The following is a 24,409-nucleotide window of genomic DNA, read 5'->3' on the forward strand; positions in this document are numbered from 1 at the left end:
GTGCAGACAGGGGGGAGAGAAATGATTTTTGTTAATGGGTATCCGGTAAAAACGGCTCAAATCTCGGGTTTTAATTCGCTTACACAAACACAGAAACTGGTAGGCGAAAAGCTTGAAAAATCTAGAGAATCGTTTTATTACACAAGTCCACATCAGTTTTTATTTGAAGTGGTCATGCGTACAAATATTGTAGCAGCAGCAAACGCTATGCGTGATAGCGGAGCAGGATTTGCGACGTTCGTGAATTCACGCTGCAATCCGCAATATTGGAGAAGAACAGCTTATGGCGGTTTTTTGCTTCGATCCGATGCCCGTCCTTCTGACGCCATCTCAGATATTTTTATCAATGGAAAACGTTACGGGTTCGAATGTACAACAGCTATCATGATCATGATGTACAAAGCGATTCTTGAAACAATTGGAGCGGGTATGTTTGATCAATTGTTTAACGGGTTGCTTCTCTACAGCACGGAACATGATGAGGATCTACAGATTATTGCAGTGCCATCTGGGGATTCGTTGCCAGGTGATGTGAGATATGTTAAAAATCCAGAACATCATCCTAATACGCCTCAGTGGCAAGGTGAAAACCTGATCGACCTTGGAAACGGACAATTTTTCGGTCACGGCATAGGAACGGGAACAATTGGAGAGGTTATTGATGTGCTTAATCAAAAAAGAATGCCTGGTGCAACGGTTTCGGCTTTTTTAACAGCGGAGATCATAAGGCCAAACTATCGACTCATGTCGGAATACACACGTCATCCAATCCGAAGATTGCTTGGTGGAGTCATATAAAATGCCTAGACAAAAAGACGCAGAGAACTTTGATCTCTGCGTTTTTTATATTTTATTTATTGATTATTGAAGGTATGGTCTTGGATCAACTGCATTTGATTTTGAGCCGTTCCATGGGCCTTTGTGCAATTCAAAGTGCAAATGCTGTCCTCTAGAAGCGCCTGTGTTACCTTGATAGCCTAAGAATGTCCCTTGAGAGACAGACTGACCTTGGCTAACAGCAGGTGTAGATCTCATGTGTGCATATAGCGTTGTGTACAGTTGTCCGTTAATATAGTGCGTAATATACACAACGTTTCCATAAGAGCTTGAATAGTAAGCTCTCGTAACCGTTCCAGATGCTGCTGCTACGATTGGAACAGTACTTCCGCCTTGAGCGATATCCATTCCGTAGTGCATGCCCGCGCTTCTGTTACCAAAGCCAGAAGTGATGAATCCTTGTGAAGGCATGATAAAGTCACGACTCACTGGTGCTGGAGCAGGTGTTGGTGCTGGAGGTGGAGTTGGTGCAGGTGAAGAACCTGAGCCAGAACCTGAGTTAGATTTGTTTTTCTCTCTAGCCGCTGCTTCTTCACGAGCTTTTTCTGCCGCAGCTGCAGCCGCAGCTCTTGCTTCAGCTTCTCTTTTCTTGCGTTCAGCTTCTTCACGTTTCGCACGTTCAATCTCAGCTTTAATCGCTGCTTCTTGTGCGGAAAGAAGTTCGTTCGTCTCATCCAGCTGCATAATATGATCATGTAGATGGTCTTCTTCCGTCTCTAATTGAGCGAGAAGCGCATTCTTTTGTTTTTTCTGGTCCGTTAATTTTTGGTTCAATCCTTCAAGTTCGGTTAAATCTGAATTTAGAGACAAAAGTTCACTCTCAACCTGTCCTTTTTTCTTTTCAACAGACTCTTTATCTTGTTTGTGCTCTTCTAAGATGGCTTTATCTTGTTCAGCAATCACGTTTAATGCAAACACGCGATCAAGGAAGTCGCCGAAATCTTTAGAACCTAATACCACATCTAAATAATTTACCGCACCGCCGCTTTCGTACATGGAAGTTACGCGTTCTTTTAGAAGTGCATCACGTTCTTTGATTCTCTTTTTAAGAACATCGATTTCTTTTTTTAGTTTTTCAATAGAAGCTTTCGTTTCTTGGATTGATTCTTTTTTGTTTCCAATATCTTTAAGAGTTTTGTCGATAGAACCCTCTAATTTTTGAATTTGATCTAACGTATGATCTTGCTGATTTTGATTTTTCTTTAATTCACCCTGCTTTTCCGTTTGCTCAGAGCGATTCTTTTCTTTTTTCTCTTTTATAGAAGACAGAGTTTCTGCCGATACCGTATATGTACTGAATACTAGACTGAGAGACAGTGTAGCCATAACTAGCTTACGTTTCAAGATGGGTACTCCTCCTTGTAAGTGCAAATGTTGCCAATTTCTTTACTGAAGTGATTATACCATTGATTAATCATCAGTTATTGCGAAATAATATTACATTTATATTTCAAAATATTACACATTGAAACATATTTCGACGGTATAGATGTAGAGATTTGTCTGTATTAGGAAATTAAAAGGTAAAAACAGCGTGGTAATCGAATAAAAGAGTAGGTAAATAGAATGGAGTTTCATTACAAAGTTGAAAACAAAGTAAGTTTAATAGAATCTCATTCATTATATAATCGGCTAAATTTAAAAAAAGTTAAAAAACGAATAAAAATATCATGGTCAGTCGTCATATAGTTAGGGTGTTGTTAAAGGAGGGAAGTTCTTGACGATCAATCGGAGATTTAATAACGAAGGCATTGATTCTCATTCACTCAGCCAAGAAGAGTGGATTATACAGATAATGGATATATACCAAGACAAAGTGATAAGGCTAGCTTATACATATGTTAAGGATCGGAAATTGGCAGAGGACTTAGCACAAGAAGTATTTGTGAAATGTTATATACATAAAGACAACTTTAGAAATGATTCCTCTGTTAAAACTTGGGTATATGCCATCACTGTTAACTTGTGTAAAGATTATTTAAGAAGCGGTTGGAAGAAATACATTCATGTGATGGACCGGTTCGGAAAGTCGAGACCATCTTCAGTTTTAACACCAGAACTATCGATCGTCCAAAAAAGTGAACATGAGGCGTTAGCCGAACATGTCCTAAATCTTCCTCTTAAATATCGAGAAGTAATCCTTCTTTTCTATTATAAAGAGCTAACCGTTTGCGAGATTAGTCAAATCTTAAATAAAAAAGAAACGACAATCAGAACATTACTTCAGCGCGGAAGAGAACTGTTGCGTCGAAAACTGGAGAAGAGTAGGTGAGATCATGGAAGATCCTTTCAAGCAGCTGCCTGAAATATTGAACAACGGCCGTATGAGAACAATAACGTTTAAAGAGGAACATAGACAGAAAGTCCTTCAGAGAACAAGGGATCTCCACAAGCCTCCTGCTCCTAAAAGCATGTGGTATCACTGGTTTCATCAAAGTTTAAGTCTTGCTCTTGGTGTAGCTTTCATCTTTATTTTTGTTCAATTTGCTGAGAGTGTTCCTTTTCAGCTTCATGAGAAAAAAGAAGCTCAATCTATAGCGAAAATACCATATGCCAATCAAGCGATCTTAACGAAAGCTAGGCATGATATGCGAAACCATCACAAGATCTCAGATGTGATGGCTAATCAAAAGAAAGATAACCTTACCGTTTTTATTACGTTCCCGAAAAATCTATCACAAGAAAAACAAATTTTTCTTACCGAATCGTACCTAAAAGAGGTATCACATCTCACACTAAATGAACCTTACGAAGGGCAAAAGAATTTGGGAGAGCTATGGAACTATGTTAATGTAAAGATCTATACAACAACAGAATCAGAAGACGACATGTTAAGACAACTGATGCACGTTGACCAAAACTTTGAGTGGAAGGGTTCCATCAATAAGCATGATGGTATATTGAAATGGGAACGCATACCTGTATCTAATAATTAATCCACACTTAAAAAGGTTTTCATTAAAACAACTAGAAAATAGATAGGAAACAAGCAAAAGCGGTGAAAAGAATGAAAAAAACACACATTAATTTTTTTACAGAAGTAGGAGCTCAAAAGCCTAATAGTATTAGAAATAAAGAAACACCTTGTCCGTTTTGTCGTATTGATGAGTTAGAAGAAGTTTTGGATAAGCAAGATTCGATCATTCTTGTTAAAAATAAATATACCGTTCTCGATGGTGCCTTTCAAACTGTCTTGATTGAAACAGATGAATGTGAAGGAGAGCTCTCCAACTATTCTAAGGATCATCTATACAAAGTCCTTCGTTTTGGGCTTGAACATTGGGATCACATGTTAAACAGCGGCAAGTACAAGTCGGTGATGTTCTTTAAGAACCATGGTCCATTATCAGGTGGAACAATTCGCCATCCTCATATGCAGATCATAGGATTAAACGAGGTAGATTGTCTTCATGATTTTTCCGAAAACCAGTTTAAAGGATTGCCTATCCTAGAAAAAGATGGAGTAAGGTTTACCGTATCAACTGAACCGAGAGTTGGTTTTTATGAACTGAATGTCATTTGGGAAAAAGACGCTGAACTTTCTTTATTCGCGGACTGTATTCAAGCGGGTGCTCATTTTTTGCTGAATCATTTTCATAGAAGCTGTTCAAGTTACAACCTTTTCTTTTATAAACATAATGAAAAGACATATTGCAAGATCATGCCTCGTTTTGTAACGTCACCACTTTATATGGGATATGGTGTACAGCAAGTGGCGAATAATATAGAAGGAATTGCCCAAAGCATTAAAGATAACTACTTTAAAGCATAAGAAAACCAGATCTTTCTCAGATCTGGTTTTTTGCTTGATTAAATAATGTTTCCATCGCAAAAATGATTAAAGGATGAGTTTCATCCATTACTTTGTTAATCTCGAGCCGTTCTGTCCACTGATGTGCATCCTTCCCAAGAGGACCAATGTTAATAACGGGAATATCAAGCTCTCTCATATCATCAAACGGAATATGATAACGAGATCCTAGTAATGGAAAGTTACTTGTGAAGGATGAAAGATCACGAGAATCTCCGTGAAACCCAATATAGCTCAAGTCCGATAAGCCGCTAAAATAGTGGACATTAACAAGCTCGCTGTTGAATGTGTTATTCGCATGATTGACTACCTCATCTGATGTAGCTTTAATGAGCGGGTGGTCGCTTGAACATACAGCGGGATAAAAAGGCGGTGTGTAGAACAAAACGATCATCGGAGAGATGTCTCTGCAAAGACTCGCTAGCTCAAATACATATTGGATCGTCAGTTCTCTTTCATCCGCGTTCGGGTTGTTCGTCTGAAGCATGTTTTCTCTGCGATCAAGTTCTTCTTGTCCATATTTAGTTACGGCGTGTTCATATAGTTCATTGAAGGTAAGTACTTTAATACTCTCTTTTTTGGGAGTGAACGGTACGATCTCAGCGACATTTTTGCTTCTTTCAAAAAGCCGTTCTTCTAATTTAATCGCAGCGTTTTGTGCGCTTTTTATTAACATATCCGTAATATCCGAGAGTGATCGATTAAAGAGCATGAGATTAAACATGGTTACAGCTGCATGAGGAATCTGGACAGAGTAGTGATCTTTTAAATCTTTTTGAATCAAGTTCGTTGGGACAGGCGTAGCCTCTTCTCGAAACTTCTCTACATAATCGACGTTCCATTCCAGTTCCCTCGTAATTTCAGCAGCCATCACATTTCCGTTCATACCTGCAAGTGGCTCACCTACGTGAGTCTCCTTACCATAACAAAGAAAACCAGGTAGAATCTTCCCCGTTGATCCTGTATACATATAGGAAGTTGTGTCTCCTGGATATTTTGTGAAACTCGGTTCCCCGTTCAAACATGTGATGTACTTTATATCATATTCTTCTTGAAGCTGACGTAAGACACTGACACCCGTAAGCATGCCTTGTGAGTGCACTTCTTCATCAGGAACAGAAATCATGAGTACATTTCCTTTAAAATGGCCGGTTGTCGCTTTTTCGATCATGGACATATGAAGAGCGACGCCAGCTTTCATATCCATGATGCCGCGGCCGAAGAGCCATTCTCCACTATTCAGATCATCCTGAACAAAAGAATGGAGCAGGTCCTTATTTTCAATGATCTTTTCAGTCAGTTCTTCTGGCCGGAAAGCGAGATGCTTCCATTCACCAAAATCCTCAACCGAAACAACATCAAAATGACTGAGCAAAATAATGGTTTCTTTGATCGAAGGATCATTCTGTACAAATGCAGTGATCAGTTTTCGACCATCTGGAAGAGGATGATGGCGAACGTAATCAGGATGCTTCGTAAAATAATCTAATGATGAAAGCGTATGGTGAAGATGCTCGGCCATAAATAATTCTCCATCATGATGAGTAATGCTCGGAATAGAAACGAGGTCTTTCAACAATTTCTTGTATCCCTCTTTTGTTTGCCACTTTAACATATGTGTACCTCCTAGATGTATGCCTTTGTTACCTATACTCTTCTTTCCCTTTAAATCCTTCTTTAAAAAGTTTCTTGGAATGTATTGACAGATAATAAAAGAAAATGGTATATGTGTATTATAACAAGTAGTACACTTAGGACAAAGGGGTGTCAGCATGATTACTGTAAGTGATTTATCCTATGCTTTTAAAATTGGAAAAAAAGAAAAAGAGAATATTGTACCTGTTCTTCATCATGTCGATCTACATGTAGCAGAAGGTGAAATCGTAGCGATCGTGGGAAGAAGCGGATCAGGAAAGTCGACGCTATTAAACTTGATTTCTGGTTTTATTCGGCCGCAAACAGGAGAGATTATTATCGATGGAAAAAAGGTTAGCGGATATTCTGAATCGAAGTGGGCTGAATTTCGGTTAGAGCATCTAGGATTTATATTCCAAAGCTTTCAGCTGATTCCTAGTATGACAGCTTATGAAAATGTAGAGCTACCATTAGTACTCAAGGGAGTTAGCGAGAAAGATAGAAGAGAACAAACAATAAAGATGTTAAAGAGAGTCGGTCTAGAACAGTATCAAAGCCATTATCCAGGAGAGCTTTCGGGAGGTCAGCAACAGCGCGTCAGTATAGCCCGTGCACTAATCCTGAATCCGCCTCTTATCTTGGCAGATGAACCAACGGGAAGCCTTGATTCTGAGAATGAGAAAGAGCTATTAAACTTTATTCAAGAATTGAATGAAAAAGATGGTATTACGTTTTTAATCATTACACATGATCATGAAGTAGCTTCTATTGCTCATAGAAAAGTAGAGATCAGAGACGGTTACTTAAGAGAAGGGAGCAAGCTTCATGAAGTTCAAAGATAAACATCGATTTGTAAGAAGCAATATGAAAAGAAACAAGACCCGTGTATGGATGACAATCCTAGCATCTACGATGGGGTGTGCCTTTTTGATCATGCTCGCCTCAGTAGGATTTGCAATTCATAAGACTGCAGTTGATGATGTGATGAGTTATCGTTTGATGAATGAGATTGAAATACAGAGTGAAAACGGTCCTTTGATTGAGGAAGACGTGAAAAAACTCCAAGATATTAAGAATGTTAAAGCGGTTAGTCGAAAGAAATATGTACCTGCGAATGAACTGTCACTTGGAGAATACACAGGCTATGCTGACGTAAGCAGCGCAAACATCCCTTCTGAGAGAAAAGCGGGATTGCAACTTGACAAAGGAAGAATGCCTAAGAGTAAAAATGAGATCATCATCGGGTATCATTTTGCTCAAGAATTAAGAAAAGAGATGCCTGAAAACTTTACAGAAGGAATGAGTGAAGAAGAGGCACAAAAGAAGATGAAGAAATTAGCTTATGATGGAGATTTGTTAAATAAAACATTAACCTATCATATGAAGATAGATAATCCGGAAATCAAAACAGAAACACAGATAAAAACGGTGAAAGTCAAAGTTGTAGGTATTAAGAAGAAGCCTAATAAAGAATGGATAATAGACAGTTCGGTAATGATTACGGATGATCTACATGGTGAAGTGATGCCTCTATTGAGTGAAATAGATCCTGAACTTAAGAACAGTGATGATTCTTATAGTTCTGTTAAAGTATATACGTCTTCAGCCGAAGATGTTAAAGCAGTGTCCGAAAAGATTAAAGATAAAGGATATCTTACTTATTCAGTTGTCAGCGAACTAAAAGAACTGAACATCTATTTTACATTGTTTAAAGCGGGCTTGATTTTCATTGGTGGTATTGCCGTGCTCATTGCTTCTATTGGCATTTTTAATACGATGACGATGGCTGTTACGGAACGCTCCCAAGATATTGGAATCATGAAAGCGATCGGCGCTACACCAAAAACGATCAAGCGCATCTTCCTTTTAGAGAGTGGATACATCGGATTATGGGGAGTGGGCTTAGGAACTATTTTAGCGTATGTTATCAGCTATGGAGTCAATTTCGCTCTTCCTATCATCGTTGAACAGTTTATGAACGAAAAGCCACCTGAAGATTTTATTTTATCTTATATCCCTTGGAGTTTGACTGTAATCGCTGTTACGATCTGTATGAGCGTAACATTACTTTCTGGTTGGCGGCCAGCAGCCAAAGCTACCACAGTTGATGTATTAAAAGCATTAAGAAGAGATGTATAAAGAAGCATCAGCCGATGTTAAGAAATCGGCTGGTGTTTTATTTTTTCTTTGAAAGGATAACTCTGGATCAAAATCGAAAGAGGTATAACAGAGGAGTGAAGGAGAGTATGAAACAAAACATCATGAAACAAATTATTGCCATGGGTGGCGGAGGCTTTTCCATGGAACCTGAAAACAAAAGATTGGATAGGTATATTCTGAAGCAAAGTAGTGCTGATCGACCACGGGTTTGTTTTATTCCTACAGCAAGTGGCGATGCAGATGGATATATCGAACGATTTTATACAGCTTTTCAATCGGAAGACTGTGAACCTACACATCTTTCTCTATTTTCACCACCCCAACATTTGGAGAGTTTTGTAGAACAGCAAGATATTTTTTATGTAGGTGGAGGCAATACAAAAAATCTCCTTGCACTTTGGAAAGAGTGGGGACTTGATGTTCTTTTAAAGAAAGCTTATGAAGAAGGAAAAATATTAGCAGGACTAAGCGCTGGATCTCTATGCTGGTTTGAAGAAGGCGTAACAGATTCGTTCGGGCCATTAGCTAAGCTGGATTGTTTAGGCTTCATAGCAGGAAGTCATTGTCCGCACTATGATGGTGAAGCAAACCGAAGACCTGCTTATCATAAACTCGTAGCGAATGGACTGAAAGCGGGATATGCTGCAGATGATGGAGCGGGACTGCACTTTATTAATGGCGAACTGCAAACCGTTGTCAGTTCAAGAGAAAACGCGAGGGCCTATCTAGTAGAGTTTGATGGAGAGAACGTGCGCGAGCAGGAAGTTGAGACACTTTTTTTAAAATAGTGGTTTAAAGTTCTGATGATTGGGCGGAAAATGTACTATTCGTTAATCATCAGGAGGTAAATCGTTTTGAAAAAAATAGGATCAGTTTTGTTGTACACGATGCTCTTACTCTTACTCGCATCATGTGGTAACAAAGATAAAGAAAACGAGCATAAAAATCATGATATGGAAGAGTCAAAAGCGCAATCTCAAGCTGCATCTAGTAAGGTGAAAGGCGGTTCATATATCGTAAACCTTGTTAATGCAAAAGGAGATAAAGCAGGAGAAGCGACGTTAACCCAAACAGGAGATGGTGTTAAGGTGGAAGTGAACGCGACTGGGGTAAAGCCGGGTGAACACGGCATTCATTTTCATGAAAAAGCAAAGTGTACACCACCCGACTTCAAATCTGCAGGAGCACACTTTAATCCTACCGAAAAGAAGCATGGATTTTTGAATCCGAAAGGACCACACGTAGGAGATATTCAAAATGTGAAGGCTGATAAAAGCGGAGTCGTGAAAGACGAAGTTCTATCCAACCTCGTGACGCTTTCTGAAGACAGTAAAAACTCACTTTTTGCCAATGGTGGTACATCCCTTGTTATCCACGACAAGGCAGATGACTATAAAACAGATCCTTCAGGTAATTCAGGAGATCGTGTGTTGTGTGGGGTTATTAAAAAGTAAGAACATATCTATATTTAAAAACAAAGCTGGCACCTCATCTTCTACAAAAGATAAGGTGCCAGCTTTCAATTTAACTACCTGTACTCGTAAATGCCCTGAGCCCTCTATTCCAAAACCAGTACGCAATGAGGCAAGAGACGATGGCGACAACTGGCGTTAAGAGAGCCAACCTCTCGAATCCTGAACCTTCGATAAAATATGCTGCAGGATAGAAAGCAGTAAATCCATAAGGAACAATCCACGTTAGAAAGTGACGAATTCCTTTATGATAGATCGTTAAGGGATAACGAGCGAAGTCACTTAAATTAAAGATCGTCCAAACGATCGGCAGACTATCCACCATCCAAAACGACAGAGTTGCAAAAAAGAGGTTGATCGCAACGAAGATAAAACCTGATGCGATGATCATGACAACAAGTATGAAAAACTCTAGAACACCCCATGAGATACTTAAATGTGGCATCGCTGTACCAATGACGATAATGCCAATGAACAGCTGTCCAAAACCATCTTGCTGCAATCGATCTGCAATAAAATGAAACAGAGGATTGATCGGTCTGATCAAAAGTCGATCGAACTTTCCGGGTCTTATATACTGCCAGCCAAGTGTCCATAGATTATCAAAGAAAATGTGGTGAATGGAGCGGCCGGTAGCAGCAATTCCGTAAATAAATAAAATTTCATAAAAGGTCCAACCGTTTAAAGCATGGATATGATCAAAAACAATTTTGACGAAGAAGATACCTGCAAATTGCTGAAGCATAACAGAAAGGACGCCAAGTAAAAAATCCATCCTGTACTCCAACATGACTTTTAAGTTTTGTTTGCAGAACAAATAATATAATTTTATGTACCGTGATAGCATAAGCGTCACCTCCTAACCTCCAAAAATAGTTACCTTTTTTATTGCGATTGACCATAATACTCTTAATAGAACAAAAAGGGAAACCGCCCAAAATACTTGTGATCCGAGCGCCAGCCATGCTTCTGTTCCTGATAGGATGCCAGTGTAGATCGCAACTGGTACATACACCATCGCTTGGAACGGAAGAAAAAGACTTATCGTTTGAAACCATTCTGGAAAGAGAATAAGCGGGACAAGCGCGCCAGAAAAAAAGGAGATAACCGCTTCTTTCATGACTTGCAGACCCCAAAGGTTTATTGTCCAAAATGCTAGAATCGCAATCAATAGATCAAAAAAAGTACCAATCCAAATACCCATTAATGCACTGAATAAGAACAAGAGACCGCCTTGCCAAGTGGTTGGCAAGGTAATATCCATAAAAATAAATGCAAGAATGCTAAGGGGCAGAGCACCACGTACAAAGTGAATAACTTTATCGCCTAGATCCATAGCGACCAAGCGGGTAATTAAGTTGTAAGGTCTCATCAGTTCAATTGCCACATTTCCGTCCTTGATCGTATGCGCCAGTTCCTGACCAACGCCTGAAACAAACATCTGTAAAAACATCGCAATGATGATATACGTAATCATTCCATCAAAAGGCAGTCCCTCGATTTCCGTACGGCTGCTATAAACGGCTTTCCAAAAGAAATAGATGACGAGCATCCGAAGCAGAATTGAGAAGGTATTGGCCCAGAACCATGCTGAATAAGCAGCATGTACTTGCATCTGAACTCTAGCAAACTCAAAGTATTTCCTCATGCTGAACCTCCTTTTTCATACCTCTTCCATAAATTTCTTCAACGATCGTTTCTATCTTTGCATCGGCAATGGTTAAATCAGCAACAGAATAATGGTTCATCATCGTGTTAATGACTTCTGCACCAGAGATATGTTTGTTGCTGAAGGAGAGGGATACAAGATGCGGGTTTTCACCACTGATTGGGAGAACCTCTGTTACCGCACTAATGGCTTCCGGCAAAACAAATGAATCAGCAGCATCTACAAGTTCAAAATGAATAACACGCTTATCACCAAACTGCGATTTGATATCTTGGATAGAACCATCATAGATCACACTACCATCATCAATAATGATGATTCGCTGACAGATCTCTTCTATGTCTTGCATGTCATGGGTGGTAAGAAGCACGGTTGTACCGTATCTAGCGTTCATTTGCTTGATGAAAGCGCGAATTCGAACCTTTACAGCAACATCCAATCCGATAGTAGGTTCATCCAAATAAACAACTTTTGGGCGGTGCAAAAAAGCGGCAGCAAGTTCACAACGCATCTTTTGTCCTAATGAAAGCTGTCTTACAGGGATGCCGAGCAGCGGCTCTAAATGAAGTACATCAACGAACTCTTTTAAAGTTTCTTCGTACTGAGCTTGAGGAATCTCGTAAATGTGTTTGAGAAGTTCATAGCTTTCTCTGACCGGAATATCCCAGAATAATTGTGTACGCTGACCGAATACAGCACCAATATGACTTGCGTTTTGTTGTCTGTTTTCGTAAGGGATGATGCCGTTTACTTTTACCTCACCTGATGTTGGAGTGAGTATGCCTGTTAACATCTTAATCGTTGTAGATTTCCCAGCACCGTTCGCCCCAATATATCCAACCATCTCCCCAGCTTTAATATGCATGTTGATCTTCTTAACCGCTTTTTTCGTTTCGAATTTCCTATGAAACAACGATTTTATGGCTCCTCTTAAGCCAGGGTCTCGTTTGGCAATCTTATAATGTTTTTCAAGATTTTTTACAACTATCATGTTAGATCTCCTTAAAAATGAACACAAAAAAACCACAGACAAATACCTGCGGATATGTGTGCATATGTAATTTTTTGCTCACCAAAAAACGCGTCAGGTTAAGAAGGGATATGAAGTTAGTTTGATTGTATGATAGAAATCCACATGTTATCCTTCTCCTTTTTGAAAACGGTTGCACTAAGTATACCGAAAACTACAACAAATGTAAAATATATCCTTGTTTTCGAATATAAAGCGCTAGTTTAACGAAATCAAGCTTTGGGAAAGTAGAGCTAATGTAGACGTTTTTATGAAAGGCTATGTTTTCTAGAAAATTGTTGTATCTATTTTTTGTCTTTTCCTTCTTTGAATATTGATTGAAGTGTAAGATGCGAGACTCCTGCGGGACAGGTGGGCAGGTGAGACACTTAAAAGTGAAACGTACGAATGTGGCTCACCGCCTGCCCCGCGGAAAGCGAGCATCTGAAACGGAGATCAATTACTACAGAGAGCAACATGAATAGAAAAACAGCCTTATTAAATGAGAAAAAGGAGGACGAACATGTACGATTACAATGGAGTTACAGATTCTTGGATGGCCTATTTGGGAAGATTGCCAGATTTGCTTCTTGCTATTTTAGTTTTATTATTTGGTTGGCTGATCGCCTCATTGGTTGCAAAAGCAGTTAAAAAAGCGTTACACAAAACGGATTTTGACAACAAAGTCTTGAAGTGGATGAAACCTGATATCCATGAAGATCAAGTGGAACAAACGCGCACTAGAAAGTATTCTTCTGAAGAAGTGATTAGTAAGGTTGTATTTTGGATACTGATGGCAGTAGCCGTTGTCATGTTCTTGAACATGCTCAGTCTTCCGTATGTCGCACAACCGGTCTCAAATGCATTAGGTGTGATTGCGGCAGCGATTCCTAACCTACTAAAAGCAGCCCTTATCGCAGCAGTTGCATGGTTGATTGCAGCAGGATTATCCATTCTGGTGAAAAAACTTGGTCAGAACACGAGATTTGAAAGGGTATTACATCGTTGGAAGCTGACTCGTGATCCACGACAATCCGACATGGCGGTTTTCTCTGCATCAAAAGCTGTATTTTACCTCACATTGTTATTGTTCCTGCCAGCTGTGTTATCTGCTTTAGGCATTGATGCCATTTCTGAACCATTGGAAGGTATGCTGACAGGCCTCTTCGCATTCTTACCGAAACTGCTCGGAGCAGCAATCATTCTTTTTGTAGGGTGGTTAGTTGCTAAGATCGTTAAAGAGATCTTAGTTAACTTTTTAGCGAGCATTGGTACAGATCGTTTAGCTTCAAAACTTGGTGCTGAACGTGCGCTTGAAAAAACCTCTCTTTCTCAAATCGTTGGAACAATCGTGTATGTCTTTATTTTAATTCCAGTTGTGATTTCAGCTCTAGAAACGCTTGATATTAATGGAATTTCAGGTCCTGCCATCGGTATGTTAGGTCAGATCATGGACATGATTCCAAATATCATTGTTGCTATCCTTTTAGCAACAGTTGGATTATGGCTTGGTAGATGGGTAAAACAAGCAGTTACCACTTTATTAGAACGAATTGGATTCAATGGCATCTTTTATAAGATGGGTCTTGGATCACTTCATAAGACGAATCAGACGTTCACGATCTCTGAGATCGTTGGATATGCAGCTCAAGTGGTGGTTGTGCTGTTGTTTACGATTGAAGCACTTCAGCTTGTTAAGCTAGAGAGCTTAGTTAACATACTAACCGTTGTACTTGCGTATATTCCGATGGTGTTAACGGCTGTGTTGATACTAGGAATCGGCTTTTACGCCGGAGACCTTGTGAAACGCGTTGTTCAGAGTATGTTCAAACAGCAAACAGAAGGAAAGCTGCTAGGCAACATTGCAAAATATACGATTATTACCCTTGCTTTCTTTATGGCTCTTGATCAGCTTGGAGTAGCGAAAACGATCGTAAACGCAGCATTCATCCTCATATTAGGTGGATTTACGATTGCGTTTGGTCTTGCATTCGGACTCGGTGGTCGTGAAGCGGCTGGACGAACTCTTAATAAATGGAGCCGCAAGATGGGAGAAACAACGATTCAAAGTCCCGACCCAGCAGAATGGAAAGACAAGACGAGTTTAAAAGATTTCCGTACAGACTCTTCTAAACCGGAAAGCAATCTTATTGATGTAGATATAAATAAACCACATACAACTGCAAAAGATCGTCAGTTTGATCATCTAAACACACCTAGTGATGAATTTGGCATCAACAATAATCCAAAACGAAATGACTAAAGAAAACAATAGAATGAAATCGGCTCATAGAGGTGAAACTATCCCTTTATGAGTCGTTTTTAATAGTGATAATAAATGAGGAAAAGGAGGTAAAGAGAATGCTACTTGCCGCCTTTTGGGGAGGAATAGCAGGTTCAGCTGTACTATTAGGATGTTTTACAGCCCTCGCTTTTCGAATTCCTAAAAAATGGACAGCATGGATCATGGCTTTTGGAACAGGGATATTAATAGGTGCGGTTTCTTTTGAACTCTTAATTGAGGCAGTAGAGCAGAGTGATTTGATGGTTACATCTGCTGGCTTTATTTTTGGCGCAGCTCTCTTTACTGGTATAAATAGCTTTCTAGCTAAAAAGGGTGGCCATGAGAGAAAGAAATCAGGCGATAAGAAAACAAAAGGTGTAGGCATGGCGATCTTTCTTGGAACTTTGTTAGATGCCATACCAGAATCTGTTTTAATTGGTGCGAGCTTAATCGATCATAGTAAAGTAAGCTGGCTTCTTGTCGTTGCCATCTTCTTAAGTAACTTTCCTGAAGGTCTGTCAAGCTCGATTGGGTTGTTAAGAGAAGGTTTTTCACGCCGTAAAATTATTGGTATGTGGCTTTCTGTTTTCGCTATTTCTGCACTAGCTGCGTTTCTTGGATATGTCTTATTGGAAAATGCATCTGTGGCTTCACTTTCGTTGATCGGCGCATTTGCCGGAGGTGCTATCATGGCGATGGTAGCGTCTACCATGTTACCTGAAGCTCATGAAGAGGCGGGAGTAGCTGTTGGTTTTATTACTTCCTTGGGACTTCTATGTTCGTTGCTTCTGACTCATCTATCATAAAATGAGCCTAGGAATCGATAAAAAAAAGCTGCCAAAAGTAAGTATCCTTACTTTTGAACAGCTTTATGATGATTAAAGCTTGAACCAGCCTCTAGATTCTAGATCCTCTGAGTTTCTCTTCTTGCGCTTCTTTTTCTTCCAATGATCATGCGTTGAGGAAGACTCTTTGCACCAGCTAGAAGATGATGAAGATGATGAAGATGAAGATTCTTTTTTGCACCACAGTACAGATGAACTTGAGGAAGACGAGGAAGAAGATGAAGATTCAGGCTTACACCATATGATAGGTGAACTTGAAGAAGATTCTTTCTTACACTCTACTTTACATTCTTCTTTCTTCTTGCAACAAGGCTTTTCCTTTTTACAGCATAAGATTCTGCAGTTGCTGCTTTCGTCGTCGCCGATTTCGCCTGCTTGTGTAATAAAGTTGATAGAGCCGATCGCGATGATTACGAGTTCGTCGTCTTCAACCACTTGGATGGATGTACGGTTGACACGAGTTAGAACGCCTTCAACTTGGCCATCATCGTCACTTCCATCATTTACTCTTACTTTGCAGTTGATTAATTTTCGTAAGATGCTTTGGAACGTATCATTACAAACTTTCTTACGGTCCGTGTTGCAACAGTTTCTGTCAGTTGCTACTGAAACGGATCTTACATTATTTAAAGGAAAATAAAGAACCTCTCTGTCATCTGTTTTGATGGCGATAAAATCTCTTCCAACACAGACTAGTTTGCCAGACTCTTCTACATCTTCCCCTGCTCTGACTGTAACATGCTTACATAATAAATTAGCAAGCTCTCGAGGTGAGAGTTTGTTTTTACAATTCAAAATATTGCCTCCTGGTAATGGTATTGACTATTTCTTGTCCATGCATTATATGTAACAAGATTTGAAAGTGCATGTGACACTTGTCTATAATTTTGATAATTAGAGCGTATTTTTTTGTTTTTATTTATTTGATGAATGTTTTAGCGAAAAATAAATTAAGATTTCACCTCGACCCATTTTTTGTATATAATGGGTGAAAAGAAGAAAAGAGGAGGGGTTGTAATGAACGGGACACGAAACAACAATACTCATTTCTTTACAATCCATCTTATTAATCGAAAGAACAGATGACATATTTATTGTCATTTGTTCTTTTTTTGTACTCATTTTTCTTTATGTGTATGAAGAAGGAGGAAAAAGCAGATGCGCTATAAACGAGTACTGATTAAATTAAGTGGTGGAGCTTTGGCTGGCCAACAAGGATCAGGTTTTGATCATCTTTCTTTAAACCATATTGCAAAAGAAGTGTTGTCTGTTCTTGAAAAAGGTATTGAAGTAGCTATCGTTGTAGGTGGAGGTAATATTTTTAGAGGGAATTTAGCAGAGTATTGGGGAATTGAAAGAGTAGAAGCTGATCAGATCGGAACGCTAGGTACAGTCATCAATAGCTTGATGCTTCGAGGAGTCCTGAAAAGTAAGATTGACCAAGAAGTAAGAGTCATGAGTTCTGTTCCGATTAGTGCTGTAGCAGAACCTTACATTCGCTTAAGAGCGGTACATCACTTGAACAAAGGATATGTCGTCATTTTTGCTGGAGGCAACGGTCAACCATACGTTACGACTGACTATCCTGCTGTTCAAAGAGCGTTAGAGATGAACTGTGATGCCATACTCTGTGCAAAGCAGGGAGTTGATGGTGTTTATGACAGCGATCCTAACCGGTTCAAACAAGCAAGGAAATATGCCACTTTGCATTATGACGAAGCCATAAGGAATAATTTAAAAGTGATGGATCAATCGGCGCTAATTCTTGCTCGTGATCATGGCTTGCCGATCCACCTCTTTGATTTTAACCAAGAAGGATCGTTTCTTAAAATCTGTAACGGTGAAGATGTAGGGACATTCATCAGTCACAACATAGAAACAGCTCTCGTATAAATACGTTTTTAAATGCTGTTTTTAGTATTCACTGTTGCTTTTGAAAGTAGTTGATTTCCGTTGCAGATGCTCGCTTTCCACGAACGTTCGGTGGTCACAGTGAGCTTTCTCGTCGTATCCATGCGAGAAGCTTATCATGTTATAGGTTACACATCTTCAAATGCAACCAACTTACGAATGAAGTGAATAATAAAAGCAAATGATGCTTTAGTTAAAAAATGCGACTTTCACAAAGCATTCCTGTCACTTGCTGGAATGCTTTTTTGTATATTTCGACTCACCTCATCTCATATTAAGAAGTAGAAAAGAGGTGTGAGACGTTATGATGAAATGGTTAAAAAAGAAGCCGAAAGAGCAGAGCCACACGATTGATCTTTCTGATAATACTTATAGTGACATTAGAGAACTAGTGGATAATGCCAAGGAGTCTGCTGATTTTATCCATTATCCTCAAAAGACGGTTCATCACAATATTTATATTTCCTATTATAAAGCGATGATTGATGGAGAATTGCTTCATCGAGATCTACTGCCTTACTTAATACACAGCAAAGATTTTAAGAACATCAAAGACTTAAAAGATATCCTGCCGATCGAGAGCGTTACAATCACAAATGATGTAAAAGAGATTCAAAACAAGCTGTTACGTGGCTTTATAGTTGTTCAACTCGGTGAATATGACGAAGAATGTGCCGTCATCCGGGCAGAGAACTTTGCGACAAACCGGCCAGTATCTGTTTCTGAAATTGAATTCTCTGTTATTGGACCGAAAGAAGCTTTTATAGAGAATTTAGATAGCAATCTTTATTTGATCAGAAGAAGATTGCCTGTTCCTGAACTTCGATTTAAGGAAGTCGTACTTGGAAAGTTTTCTAAGACACGTGTTATCATCGCTTATTTAGAAGGCGTTGCTGAAAAAGAAAACCTGAACACTGTGATGCAGCGAATCAAGGATATTGAGCTAGAAGTTATTCCGGATAGCTCTTATTTAGAGCAGATCATATCGGATAATACGAAATCAGTGTTTCCGCAGCTTATAACTACTGAACGACCTGATAGGGTTGTGTCCATGTTAAATTATGGACAAATTGCGATTCTCTCTGAAGGATCACCTCAAGCGCTTCTCGGACCAACGGGAATTTCAGAATATTTTGCTTCACCAGAAGATTATTATTTATCATGGGTTCTAGGCTCACTCTTCCGCTTCATACGTTTTCTTTCTGTTATTTTTTCAACCTTTGCAACACCGCTTTATGTGGCCGTTCTAACTTACCACTATCAGATGATTCCTAAAGATCTACTAGCACCATTAATTTCGTCACGAGTGAACATTCCGTTTCCGCCTATATTAGAAGTATTGTTTTTAGAGTTGACGATTGAACTGTTGAGGGAAGCGGGAGCTCGTCTTCCTACGAAAGTTGGTCAAACACTCGGGATCGTTGGAGGTATCGTAATCGGACAGGCGTCTGTAGAAGCGGGATTAACGAGTAATATTCTCTTGATCATCGTATCATTATCTGCACTAGCTTCGTTTACAACACCGATCTATAAAATGGCAAATACGATTCGGATTCTTCGTTTTCCATTTATCTTTTTTGCAGCACTTTGGGGCGGAGTGGGTATTATACTTGCTATGTCATTTATTTTAGTCCATCTTCTGCGACTAGAGTCATTAGGTAGACCTTATCTACAGCCGATCTATCCGCCGCGTTTATTGGATATGACAGATACGATTTTCAGACTTCCATACAACCGACTGTTGAAACGCCCCATCTCATTAGGTACTGAGCTACCATCTAAAGATAAGGTTAAAGAAATGAGAAAGAAAAAGGATATCGACGAATGAAAAAATATTATAGAATGTTCCTCCTTTCTCTTATCTTTATTTTGGCAGGATGTGTGCCTAAAGAGATCATTGATGAAGTACAGCTTATACATGCTATTGGTTTTGATAAGAAACCAGATGAAAGTATTCAAGGAACGATCACTTATCCCGTGTTTAATATGGATGGAAATGTTCGAGTTGAAACATTAACAGCAGTCTCTCATACGAGCCGGTTTATACGATCTAAACTCAATACACAATCACCTAAAACACTCACAACAGGACAATTGCGTGTTGTTCTTTTTAATGATCGCTTTGCCGAAAAAGGAATATTGGAGATCGTGAATTCATTATATCGAGATCCTAATGTAGGGAATCGGCTGTTTTTAACTGTTGTAAATGGTAACACGAATGAACTTTTAACAACGAAGTATACAGCTTCTGCTCTTCCGTCCATGTATTTAGCAGATTTGCTCGATCAGAATATTAAGAGTGAGAATTTACCCAAAACGAATTTGCATGTGTTTCTTTATAGCTATTATGGTGAAGGTATGGACCCTTTCTTACCGATCGTAAAAACGCACAAAAAATCAATTCAGCTTGAAGGTATAGCTCTGTTTAAAGGGGACGAATATGTTGGAAAGTTAAATCATCGTCAATCCTTTGCTTTTAAAGTTCTTCTCGACGGTTCGAAGTCAGGTAACTATGAGGTGGAGATTGAAAAAGAAAAAAGGAAGGGCCATGCTGTTATCCGTAACATTAAAGGAACGACAACCTATAAACTAAAAAAAGTGAATGGTATCCCTCAATTTAATATAAAGATGAAGATTCTTGGTGAGATTCATGAGTATCCACATTGGTTGAACCTTGAGGAGCCAGCGAACATCGCTCTCGTTGAAAAGACATTGACGAAACAATTACAACGAGAAGCGCAGGGAGTCGTTAAAAAGTTTCAAAAATTAAAAGTAGATCCCCTTGGTCTAGGTGATCAAGTGAGAAGGCGTGAAAAAGGTTGGGATTATAAAGTGTTTCAGAAGCAATATCCTTCTATGAAAATCAATGTATCAACTGAAGTAGAGATTGTAGAGTCTGGGGTTATCGAATAATGTATCTTAGCAGCTTTTCATTCGTTATGGAAAGCTGTTTCTTTGTATTCTTCTTTCTGCGGACAAAAAAATAAATCAATCGCGAATATTTATATGGTTATTCCTTTATAGGATAACGAGTTAAAGGGGGCAATTGATTTGAGTACAACAGATGAGAAAATTAAAATTAGGAACCATTGGTTTAAAATTATTTTAGTCAGCCTACTATCATTAGTGTTTATGTACAAGTTAGTGATCACTGAATTTACGTTTCATTTTTCTGACTTGCTTGCATTCCTTGTAGCTGTTTTTGCGATAGGGATCTGCAGTATGTTTTATGTAAAAGTAAATGAAGCACTCATGGCTTTTGTATCTGCCGGGAAGTCAGTTATACCGATAGCTAACAAAAATAAGATTGAGCCAGAAACGCAAGAAGAGAGCATAGAGGAAGAATACATAGAAGAAGATCAGGTCATATTAACGGAATCTGAGGAAGAAGAACTTGTGCGCGAATTATTATCTCAAGAAGAGCAGATTAAGCGAATGAAGCAAGTTCAGAATGAAGTTAAGAACCGCTTAGTAACAGAAGACCTTCATGAAGAAGATAAAAAAGATTACATAGACTATTTGCTGCAAAAAGAAAAAGAAATCATGTTAGCAAAACAAGAGATTATCCGAATTACTTCATTATTAGAACCTCTAGAAGAACCTGCTGATGAAGAAGACTTCGAACAAGGATATGTTGAAGAAGAATACTTAGATGAAGAAGCTGCTCAGACTGGAAACGCAAAAGATATTGTGCAGTTATTAGGAAAAGAGTTTGTATTAAATGCAAGTTTAGAGCAGTTCAATCACAAGATGAGAGAGATTCAACACTCCATAACGATTGAAACGGCCAATCAATTAAAAGAAGAAGGACTCATTGATCCATATTTCAACGTCACGCGTAAAGGGTTGAAAGAGTTTAGACGTGCTGCAAGAAAGTTAAGCTATGGTGATGGAGTCAAATTCTTATCCAAAGTCGTGCAGCGAGGAAATCGATAACTTCATTAAAAAGCTAATAGAGGCGCGGAAAGCGCTCACCTGTTAGCTTTTTTTTATTTGATAAGAGATTTCATTTTATTGTCATTCTTAATTTTTGTTCCTTTCCGATTCCCTGATACAATAAGCATAGATTGTTGTGAAGGAGTTCAATTTTATGTTTATTGTCGCTAAAGTCATGTTATATGTTTGTTTTGCCTTATTAATGGGTGCGTTTATTCTATATTCAGTTCCACGAGGAAATCGTCCGGAAATCTATATTTCAAAAAAGCTTATCTTACTTTTAGTTGCTTTAATCCCTTTGTTTGGCATCGGAGAGCTTATGAGGCTTACGATGCATCTTGGAGAGGATTTCGGATATTGGTTGACGTTTCAGAACATCGTTTTTAGTTTTGAAGTAGGAAAGGGTTGGCTTTTCTTAACCGGTATCTCCGTGTTATTGTTTTTTATGGTTTTATTTAATGATATTAAAGAAGATCGATTCTTTGCCGGATTAGCCGTCTTTTTGATAGCGGGGATGGGAGTTTCCGTTGGATATGCGAGTCATGCAGCAAGTTTAGAATCGTTAGGATTCTTGGCTCACTCTTTACATTTTATAGCTGTGACCACATGGTCGGGGGTTCTACTCGTAACCGGATATTTCAGCAAAGGAGAAGGACCCAGCCTGTCCTTTTATAAATGGTTCACGCCATTGGCTGTTGCCTGTTTAGCAACCGTGATCGGTGCTGGATTGTGGTTGATGAACTATATTGTTCCTGAATATTTGAACAGCTACTTGTTGGACTACGGCCAAGCACTGTTGATCAAACACATTCTATTGTTTATCATCGTTATTTATAGTCTCATAAACGGAATATGGTTAAAAAAGAAATTAGATCAAGGAAAAAGTGGATTATCACTTAACAAATGGATTAAAGCAGAAGGAATTTTATTGTTTTCTGCATTTGTAGCAACAGCGTTAATGACTCAGCAAACACCACCTCATGATGTAGCCGATACGTTAAAAATGGAAGATCCATCTAAGCTGTTTACTTTTTCTACTGGTTTAATTCCAGGAGATAATCCGATGCTGTCATTCAGCTTCTCGATGATGAGTCTCGTTTGGCTAGCATTTGCTATAGTACTTGTATTATCTATACTTGCCACGATAAAGCGAAACAAAAGTATGATACTTGCAGTAGTCGCTTCAGTGTTGGCAGCGATGGCGATTTATTTAGCCATCATGTCTTCTGTATCACTATAAGAAATGTTTTGAATGATTCTAGGGGGTAGTTAGCCATGGATGATAAATTACAACTACAGTTGGATGGTCTAATGGAGAAATATGCTGAGCTTCTCGTAGGAAGTTCAGATCCAAAACATATAGAGATGGTGAAATCTTATGCTCTATATTCATTCATCGCAAAAAGTATGCCTTCATTAGTAAAACATTGGAATGAAGAATACCCAGATGCCAAGGAAGCGATGAAGAATGTGGTTCATGAGATTAAAGAATTGAACGAAAAGCACCGAAATGAACAGAAATAAATAAGATATAACATAGAGGCAGTCATATAGACTGTCTTTTCTTTTGTATGCCATTCTTTTTCTGATACTATCAGTGATATGAAGGTAGTTAGTAGTTCCAAGTAGTGAGGGACGTTTTTGGGGTGGAGCGTAAGGTGTTGGCGGTGAAACATTGTCTTGTATCGGTGAGACTCAGCCATTTACCGGCGAACATGTCAGAAACATAAAACATGTATCGTAAAAATAGCAGTACGACATGATTAATTCATTTTTTACATGAAAAATATTTTTAATATTGCAAAATCGACAATATTCGCAAAAAAAATGATATATTTAAAGCGGTTACAACATAGAAAGAATTTAACCAATCTTATTTAATATTTTAAGGGTACTAGGGGGTAATTGGATTGGAACAACTCATGCGCAATTTTTTCTTATTTCTTGCTAAAAATAAATCGTTAACCAACCTTGCTAAAAGATACGGTCTACGTTTCGGAGCGGGTCGTTTTGTGGCAGGTGCAACACTTGATAGTTCTATTTCTGCTATCAAACGTTTGAACGAAAAGGGAATGCCTGTTACGATCGATCATCTTGGTGAGTTTGTTGACAACGAACGAGAAGCTGCCGAAATGACTCAGCATTGTATAGATGCAATTAAAGCCATCAGTAAAGAAAAGCTTGATTCACAGCTTTCTCTAAAAATGACTTCCATGGGACTAGACATTAGTGATGAACTCGTGTTGAGCAACATGAGAAAGATTATGGATGCAGCTACAAAACATAATGTTTTTATAACGATCGACATGGAAGACTATTCTCGTTGTGAAAAAACGCTTGAAGTGTTTAAGATGCTAAAGAGTGAGTATGATAACATCTCCACTGTTATTCAAGCCTATTTGTATCGTTCACTAGAAGATGTTCAAACGTTAGATGAATATCATCCGAATCTGCGATTAGTAAAAGGTGCTTACAAAGAGCCTCAAACTGTCGCATACCCGGAAAAGAGCGATGTAGATAATAACTTTAAAAAGCTGATCGAAACTCATCTATTGAACGGAAACTATACCGCGATTGCAACACATGATGATGAGATCATCCAATATACAAAAGACTTGGTTGAAAAACACAACATCCCATATGATCAATTTGAGTTTCAAATGTTGTACGGAATTCGTGTAGAGCGACAAGACCAACTGATGCAAGAAGGCTACAAGATGCGAATCTATGTACCATACGGAAACGACTGGTACGGTTACTTCATGAGACGTCTTGCTGAACGTCCGGCAAACGTTGTGTTCGTATTAAAAGGTGTGTTTGGAAAATAAATAGTAGTAATC

The 24,409-nt window shown here is 38.8% G+C and carries 23 protein-coding genes; 17 read left to right on the plus strand and 6 right to left on the minus strand.

Going from position 1 to position 24,409, the window contains the following annotated elements; all coding sequences use genetic code 11:
• The first annotated feature begins 21 nt into the window (after positions 1-21).
• Positions 22-798, plus strand: coding sequence for a protein-glutamine gamma-glutamyltransferase (locus tag IHV10_RS11905; protein ID WP_197129502.1), 777 nt, complete (start codon positions 22-24; stop codon positions 796-798).
• 63 nt (positions 799-861) lie between these two features.
• Here IHV10_RS11905 and IHV10_RS11910 read toward each other — a convergent pair whose 3' ends face one another.
• On the minus strand, positions 862-2,181 hold the full coding sequence (locus IHV10_RS11910) for a murein hydrolase activator EnvC family protein (protein ID WP_231619511.1): 1,320 nt from the start codon (positions 2,179-2,181) through the stop codon (positions 862-864).
• 373 nt (positions 2,182-2,554) lie between these two features.
• On the opposite strand from IHV10_RS11910, the gene IHV10_RS11915 reads away from it, so the two are divergent.
• From IHV10_RS11915 to IHV10_RS11925, 3 genes are all read left to right on the plus strand, one after another.
• On the plus strand, positions 2,555-3,109 hold the full coding sequence (locus tag IHV10_RS11915) for a sigma-70 family RNA polymerase sigma factor (RefSeq protein ID WP_197129503.1): 555 nt from the start codon (positions 2,555-2,557) through the stop codon (positions 3,107-3,109).
• A 4-nt stretch (positions 3,110-3,113) separates the two neighbouring features.
• Positions 3,114-3,773 (plus strand): hypothetical protein, encoded by a 660-nt coding sequence (locus tag IHV10_RS11920; RefSeq protein ID WP_197129505.1) that lies wholly within the window; start codon positions 3,114-3,116, stop codon positions 3,771-3,773.
• A 71-nt stretch (positions 3,774-3,844) separates the two neighbouring features.
• A complete protein-coding gene (locus tag IHV10_RS11925; RefSeq protein ID WP_197129507.1) occupies positions 3,845-4,609 on the plus strand; it encodes a DUF4931 domain-containing protein in 765 nt (254 codons plus the stop codon).
• A 16-nt stretch (positions 4,610-4,625) separates the two neighbouring features.
• On the opposite strand, the gene IHV10_RS11930 is transcribed toward IHV10_RS11925, so the two are convergent.
• Complete coding sequence (locus IHV10_RS11930; protein WP_197129509.1) at positions 4,626-6,263, minus strand: M20/M25/M40 family metallo-hydrolase; 1,638 nt, start codon at positions 6,261-6,263, stop codon at positions 4,626-4,628.
• A 157-nt stretch (positions 6,264-6,420) separates the two neighbouring features.
• Between IHV10_RS11930 and IHV10_RS11935 the strand changes: the two genes are divergently transcribed.
• From IHV10_RS11935 to IHV10_RS11950, 4 genes are all read left to right on the plus strand, one after another.
• Positions 6,421-7,125 carry an ABC transporter ATP-binding protein gene (locus tag IHV10_RS11935; protein WP_197129512.1) on the plus strand — a complete coding sequence of 235 codons (705 nt, stop codon included), beginning with the start codon at positions 6,421-6,423 and terminating at the stop codon, positions 7,123-7,125.
• On the plus strand, positions 7,109-8,422 hold the full coding sequence (locus tag IHV10_RS11940) for an ABC transporter permease (protein WP_197129515.1): 1,314 nt from the start codon (positions 7,109-7,111) through the stop codon (positions 8,420-8,422). The genes IHV10_RS11935 and IHV10_RS11940 overlap by 17 nt, the downstream gene beginning before the upstream one ends.
• A gap of 122 nt (positions 8,423-8,544) precedes the next feature.
• A complete protein-coding gene (locus tag IHV10_RS11945; protein WP_197129998.1) occupies positions 8,545-9,231 on the plus strand; it encodes a peptidase E in 687 nt (228 codons plus the stop codon).
• 66 nt (positions 9,232-9,297) lie between these two features.
• Positions 9,298-9,897, plus strand: a complete 600-nt coding sequence (locus IHV10_RS11950; protein ID WP_231619512.1) for a superoxide dismutase family protein — start codon at positions 9,298-9,300, stop codon at positions 9,895-9,897.
• 70 nt (positions 9,898-9,967) lie between these two features.
• Here the strand turns inward: IHV10_RS11950 and IHV10_RS11955 are convergent, their stop codons facing one another.
• Genes IHV10_RS11955 through IHV10_RS11965 form a run of 3 tightly spaced genes read right to left on the minus strand, consistent with a single transcriptional unit; the run spans position 9,968 to position 12,575 of the window.
• Complete coding sequence (locus IHV10_RS11955; protein ID WP_197129517.1) at positions 9,968-10,771, minus strand: ABC transporter permease; 804 nt, start codon at positions 10,769-10,771, stop codon at positions 9,968-9,970.
• Between the two features lie 3 nt (positions 10,772-10,774).
• The gene (locus tag IHV10_RS11960) at positions 10,775-11,563 is read right to left on the minus strand and encodes an ABC transporter permease (RefSeq protein WP_197129520.1); all 789 of its coding nucleotides are present in this window, start codon (positions 11,561-11,563) and stop codon (positions 10,775-10,777) included.
• Positions 11,547-12,575 carry an ABC transporter ATP-binding protein gene (locus tag IHV10_RS11965; protein ID WP_197129523.1) on the minus strand — a complete coding sequence of 343 codons (1,029 nt, stop codon included), beginning with the start codon at positions 12,573-12,575 and terminating at the stop codon, positions 11,547-11,549. The genes IHV10_RS11960 and IHV10_RS11965 overlap by 17 nt, the downstream gene beginning before the upstream one ends.
• A 541-nt stretch (positions 12,576-13,116) precedes the next feature.
• Between IHV10_RS11965 and IHV10_RS11970 the strand changes: the two genes are divergently transcribed.
• Together IHV10_RS11970 and IHV10_RS11975 are read left to right on the plus strand one after the other, a co-directional pair.
• Positions 13,117-14,856 (plus strand): mechanosensitive ion channel, encoded by a 1,740-nt coding sequence (locus tag IHV10_RS11970; RefSeq protein ID WP_197129526.1) that lies wholly within the window; start codon positions 13,117-13,119, stop codon positions 14,854-14,856.
• A gap of 98 nt (positions 14,857-14,954) precedes the next feature.
• On the plus strand, positions 14,955-15,683 hold the full coding sequence (locus tag IHV10_RS11975) for a ZIP family metal transporter (protein WP_197129529.1): 729 nt from the start codon (positions 14,955-14,957) through the stop codon (positions 15,681-15,683).
• Between the two features lie 72 nt (positions 15,684-15,755).
• Here the strand turns inward: IHV10_RS11975 and IHV10_RS11980 are convergent, their stop codons facing one another.
• Entirely contained in the window at positions 15,756-16,517 is a 762-nt protein-coding gene (locus tag IHV10_RS11980) for a hypothetical protein (protein ID WP_197129532.1), read from the minus strand.
• A 363-nt stretch (positions 16,518-16,880) separates the two neighbouring features.
• Between IHV10_RS11980 and pyrH the strand changes: the two genes are divergently transcribed.
• The 7 genes from pyrH (at position 16,881) to IHV10_RS12015 (ending at position 24,397) form a co-directional block, all read left to right on the plus strand.
• Entirely contained in the window at positions 16,881-17,615 is a 735-nt protein-coding gene (gene pyrH / locus IHV10_RS11985; RefSeq protein WP_137791752.1) for a UMP kinase, read from the plus strand.
• Positions 17,616-17,937: 322 nt separating this feature from the next.
• On the plus strand, positions 17,938-19,461 hold the full coding sequence (locus tag IHV10_RS11990) for a spore germination protein (RefSeq protein ID WP_197129535.1): 1,524 nt from the start codon (positions 17,938-17,940) through the stop codon (positions 19,459-19,461).
• Positions 19,458-20,546 (plus strand): Ger(x)C family spore germination protein, encoded by a 1,089-nt coding sequence (locus IHV10_RS11995; protein ID WP_197129538.1) that lies wholly within the window; start codon positions 19,458-19,460, stop codon positions 20,544-20,546. The genes IHV10_RS11990 and IHV10_RS11995 overlap by 4 nt, the downstream gene beginning before the upstream one ends.
• A gap of 138 nt (positions 20,547-20,684) precedes the next feature.
• A complete protein-coding gene (locus IHV10_RS12000; RefSeq protein WP_197129540.1) occupies positions 20,685-21,569 on the plus strand; it encodes a hypothetical protein in 885 nt (294 codons plus the stop codon).
• A gap of 154 nt (positions 21,570-21,723) precedes the next feature.
• Positions 21,724-22,809, plus strand: coding sequence for a copper resistance D family protein (locus IHV10_RS12005; RefSeq protein ID WP_197129542.1), 1,086 nt, complete (start codon positions 21,724-21,726; stop codon positions 22,807-22,809).
• A 35-nt stretch (positions 22,810-22,844) separates the two neighbouring features.
• The gene (locus IHV10_RS12010; RefSeq protein WP_197129545.1) at positions 22,845-23,093 is read left to right on the plus strand and encodes a DUF2573 family protein; all 249 of its coding nucleotides are present in this window, start codon (positions 22,845-22,847) and stop codon (positions 23,091-23,093) included.
• Positions 23,094-23,479: 386 nt separating this feature from the next.
• Complete coding sequence (locus IHV10_RS12015; RefSeq protein WP_197129547.1) at positions 23,480-24,397, plus strand: proline dehydrogenase family protein; 918 nt, start codon at positions 23,480-23,482, stop codon at positions 24,395-24,397.
• The last annotated feature ends 12 nt before the right edge of the window (positions 24,398-24,409 follow it).

Source organism: Fictibacillus sp. 5RED26 (genome assembly GCF_015903895.1).
In the GTDB taxonomy this organism is placed as follows: domain Bacteria; phylum Bacillota; class Bacilli; order Bacillales; family Fictibacillaceae; genus Fictibacillus; species Fictibacillus phosphorivorans.

Bases quoted from the DNA above. Each gene is read 5' to 3' on its own strand.
- IHV10_RS11965 (WP_197129523.1), bottom strand. From the start codon at position 12,575: ATGATAGTTGTAAAAAATCTTGAAAAACATTATAAGATTGCCAAACGA.
- pyrH (WP_137791752.1), top strand. From the start codon at position 16,881: ATGCGCTATAAACGAGTACTGATTAAATTAAGTGGTGGAGCTTTGGCT.
- IHV10_RS11940 (WP_197129515.1), top strand. From the start codon at position 7,109: ATGAAGTTCAAAGATAAACATCGATTTGTAAGAAGCAATATGAAAAGA.
- IHV10_RS11935 (WP_197129512.1), top strand. From the start codon at position 6,421: ATGATTACTGTAAGTGATTTATCCTATGCTTTTAAAATTGGAAAAAAA.
- IHV10_RS11905 (WP_197129502.1), top strand. From the start codon at position 22: ATGATTTTTGTTAATGGGTATCCGGTAAAAACGGCTCAAATCTCGGGT.
- IHV10_RS11925 (WP_197129507.1), top strand. From the start codon at position 3,845: ATGAAAAAAACACACATTAATTTTTTTACAGAAGTAGGAGCTCAAAAG.
- IHV10_RS11930 (WP_197129509.1), bottom strand. From the start codon at position 6,263: ATGTTAAAGTGGCAAACAAAAGAGGGATACAAGAAATTGTTGAAAGAC.
- IHV10_RS12005 (WP_197129542.1), top strand. From the start codon at position 21,724: ATGTTTATTGTCGCTAAAGTCATGTTATATGTTTGTTTTGCCTTATTA.
- IHV10_RS11995 (WP_197129538.1), top strand. From the start codon at position 19,458: ATGAAAAAATATTATAGAATGTTCCTCCTTTCTCTTATCTTTATTTTG.
- IHV10_RS11990 (WP_197129535.1), top strand. From the start codon at position 17,938: ATGATGAAATGGTTAAAAAAGAAGCCGAAAGAGCAGAGCCACACGATT.
- IHV10_RS11970 (WP_197129526.1), top strand. From the start codon at position 13,117: ATGTACGATTACAATGGAGTTACAGATTCTTGGATGGCCTATTTGGGA.
- IHV10_RS11960 (WP_197129520.1), bottom strand. From the start codon at position 11,563: ATGAGGAAATACTTTGAGTTTGCTAGAGTTCAGATGCAAGTACATGCT.
- IHV10_RS11975 (WP_197129529.1), top strand. From the start codon at position 14,955: ATGCTACTTGCCGCCTTTTGGGGAGGAATAGCAGGTTCAGCTGTACTA.
- IHV10_RS11920 (WP_197129505.1), top strand. From the start codon at position 3,114: ATGGAAGATCCTTTCAAGCAGCTGCCTGAAATATTGAACAACGGCCGT.
- IHV10_RS11945 (WP_197129998.1), top strand. From the start codon at position 8,545: ATGAAACAAATTATTGCCATGGGTGGCGGAGGCTTTTCCATGGAACCT.
- IHV10_RS12010 (WP_197129545.1), top strand. From the start codon at position 22,845: ATGGATGATAAATTACAACTACAGTTGGATGGTCTAATGGAGAAATAT.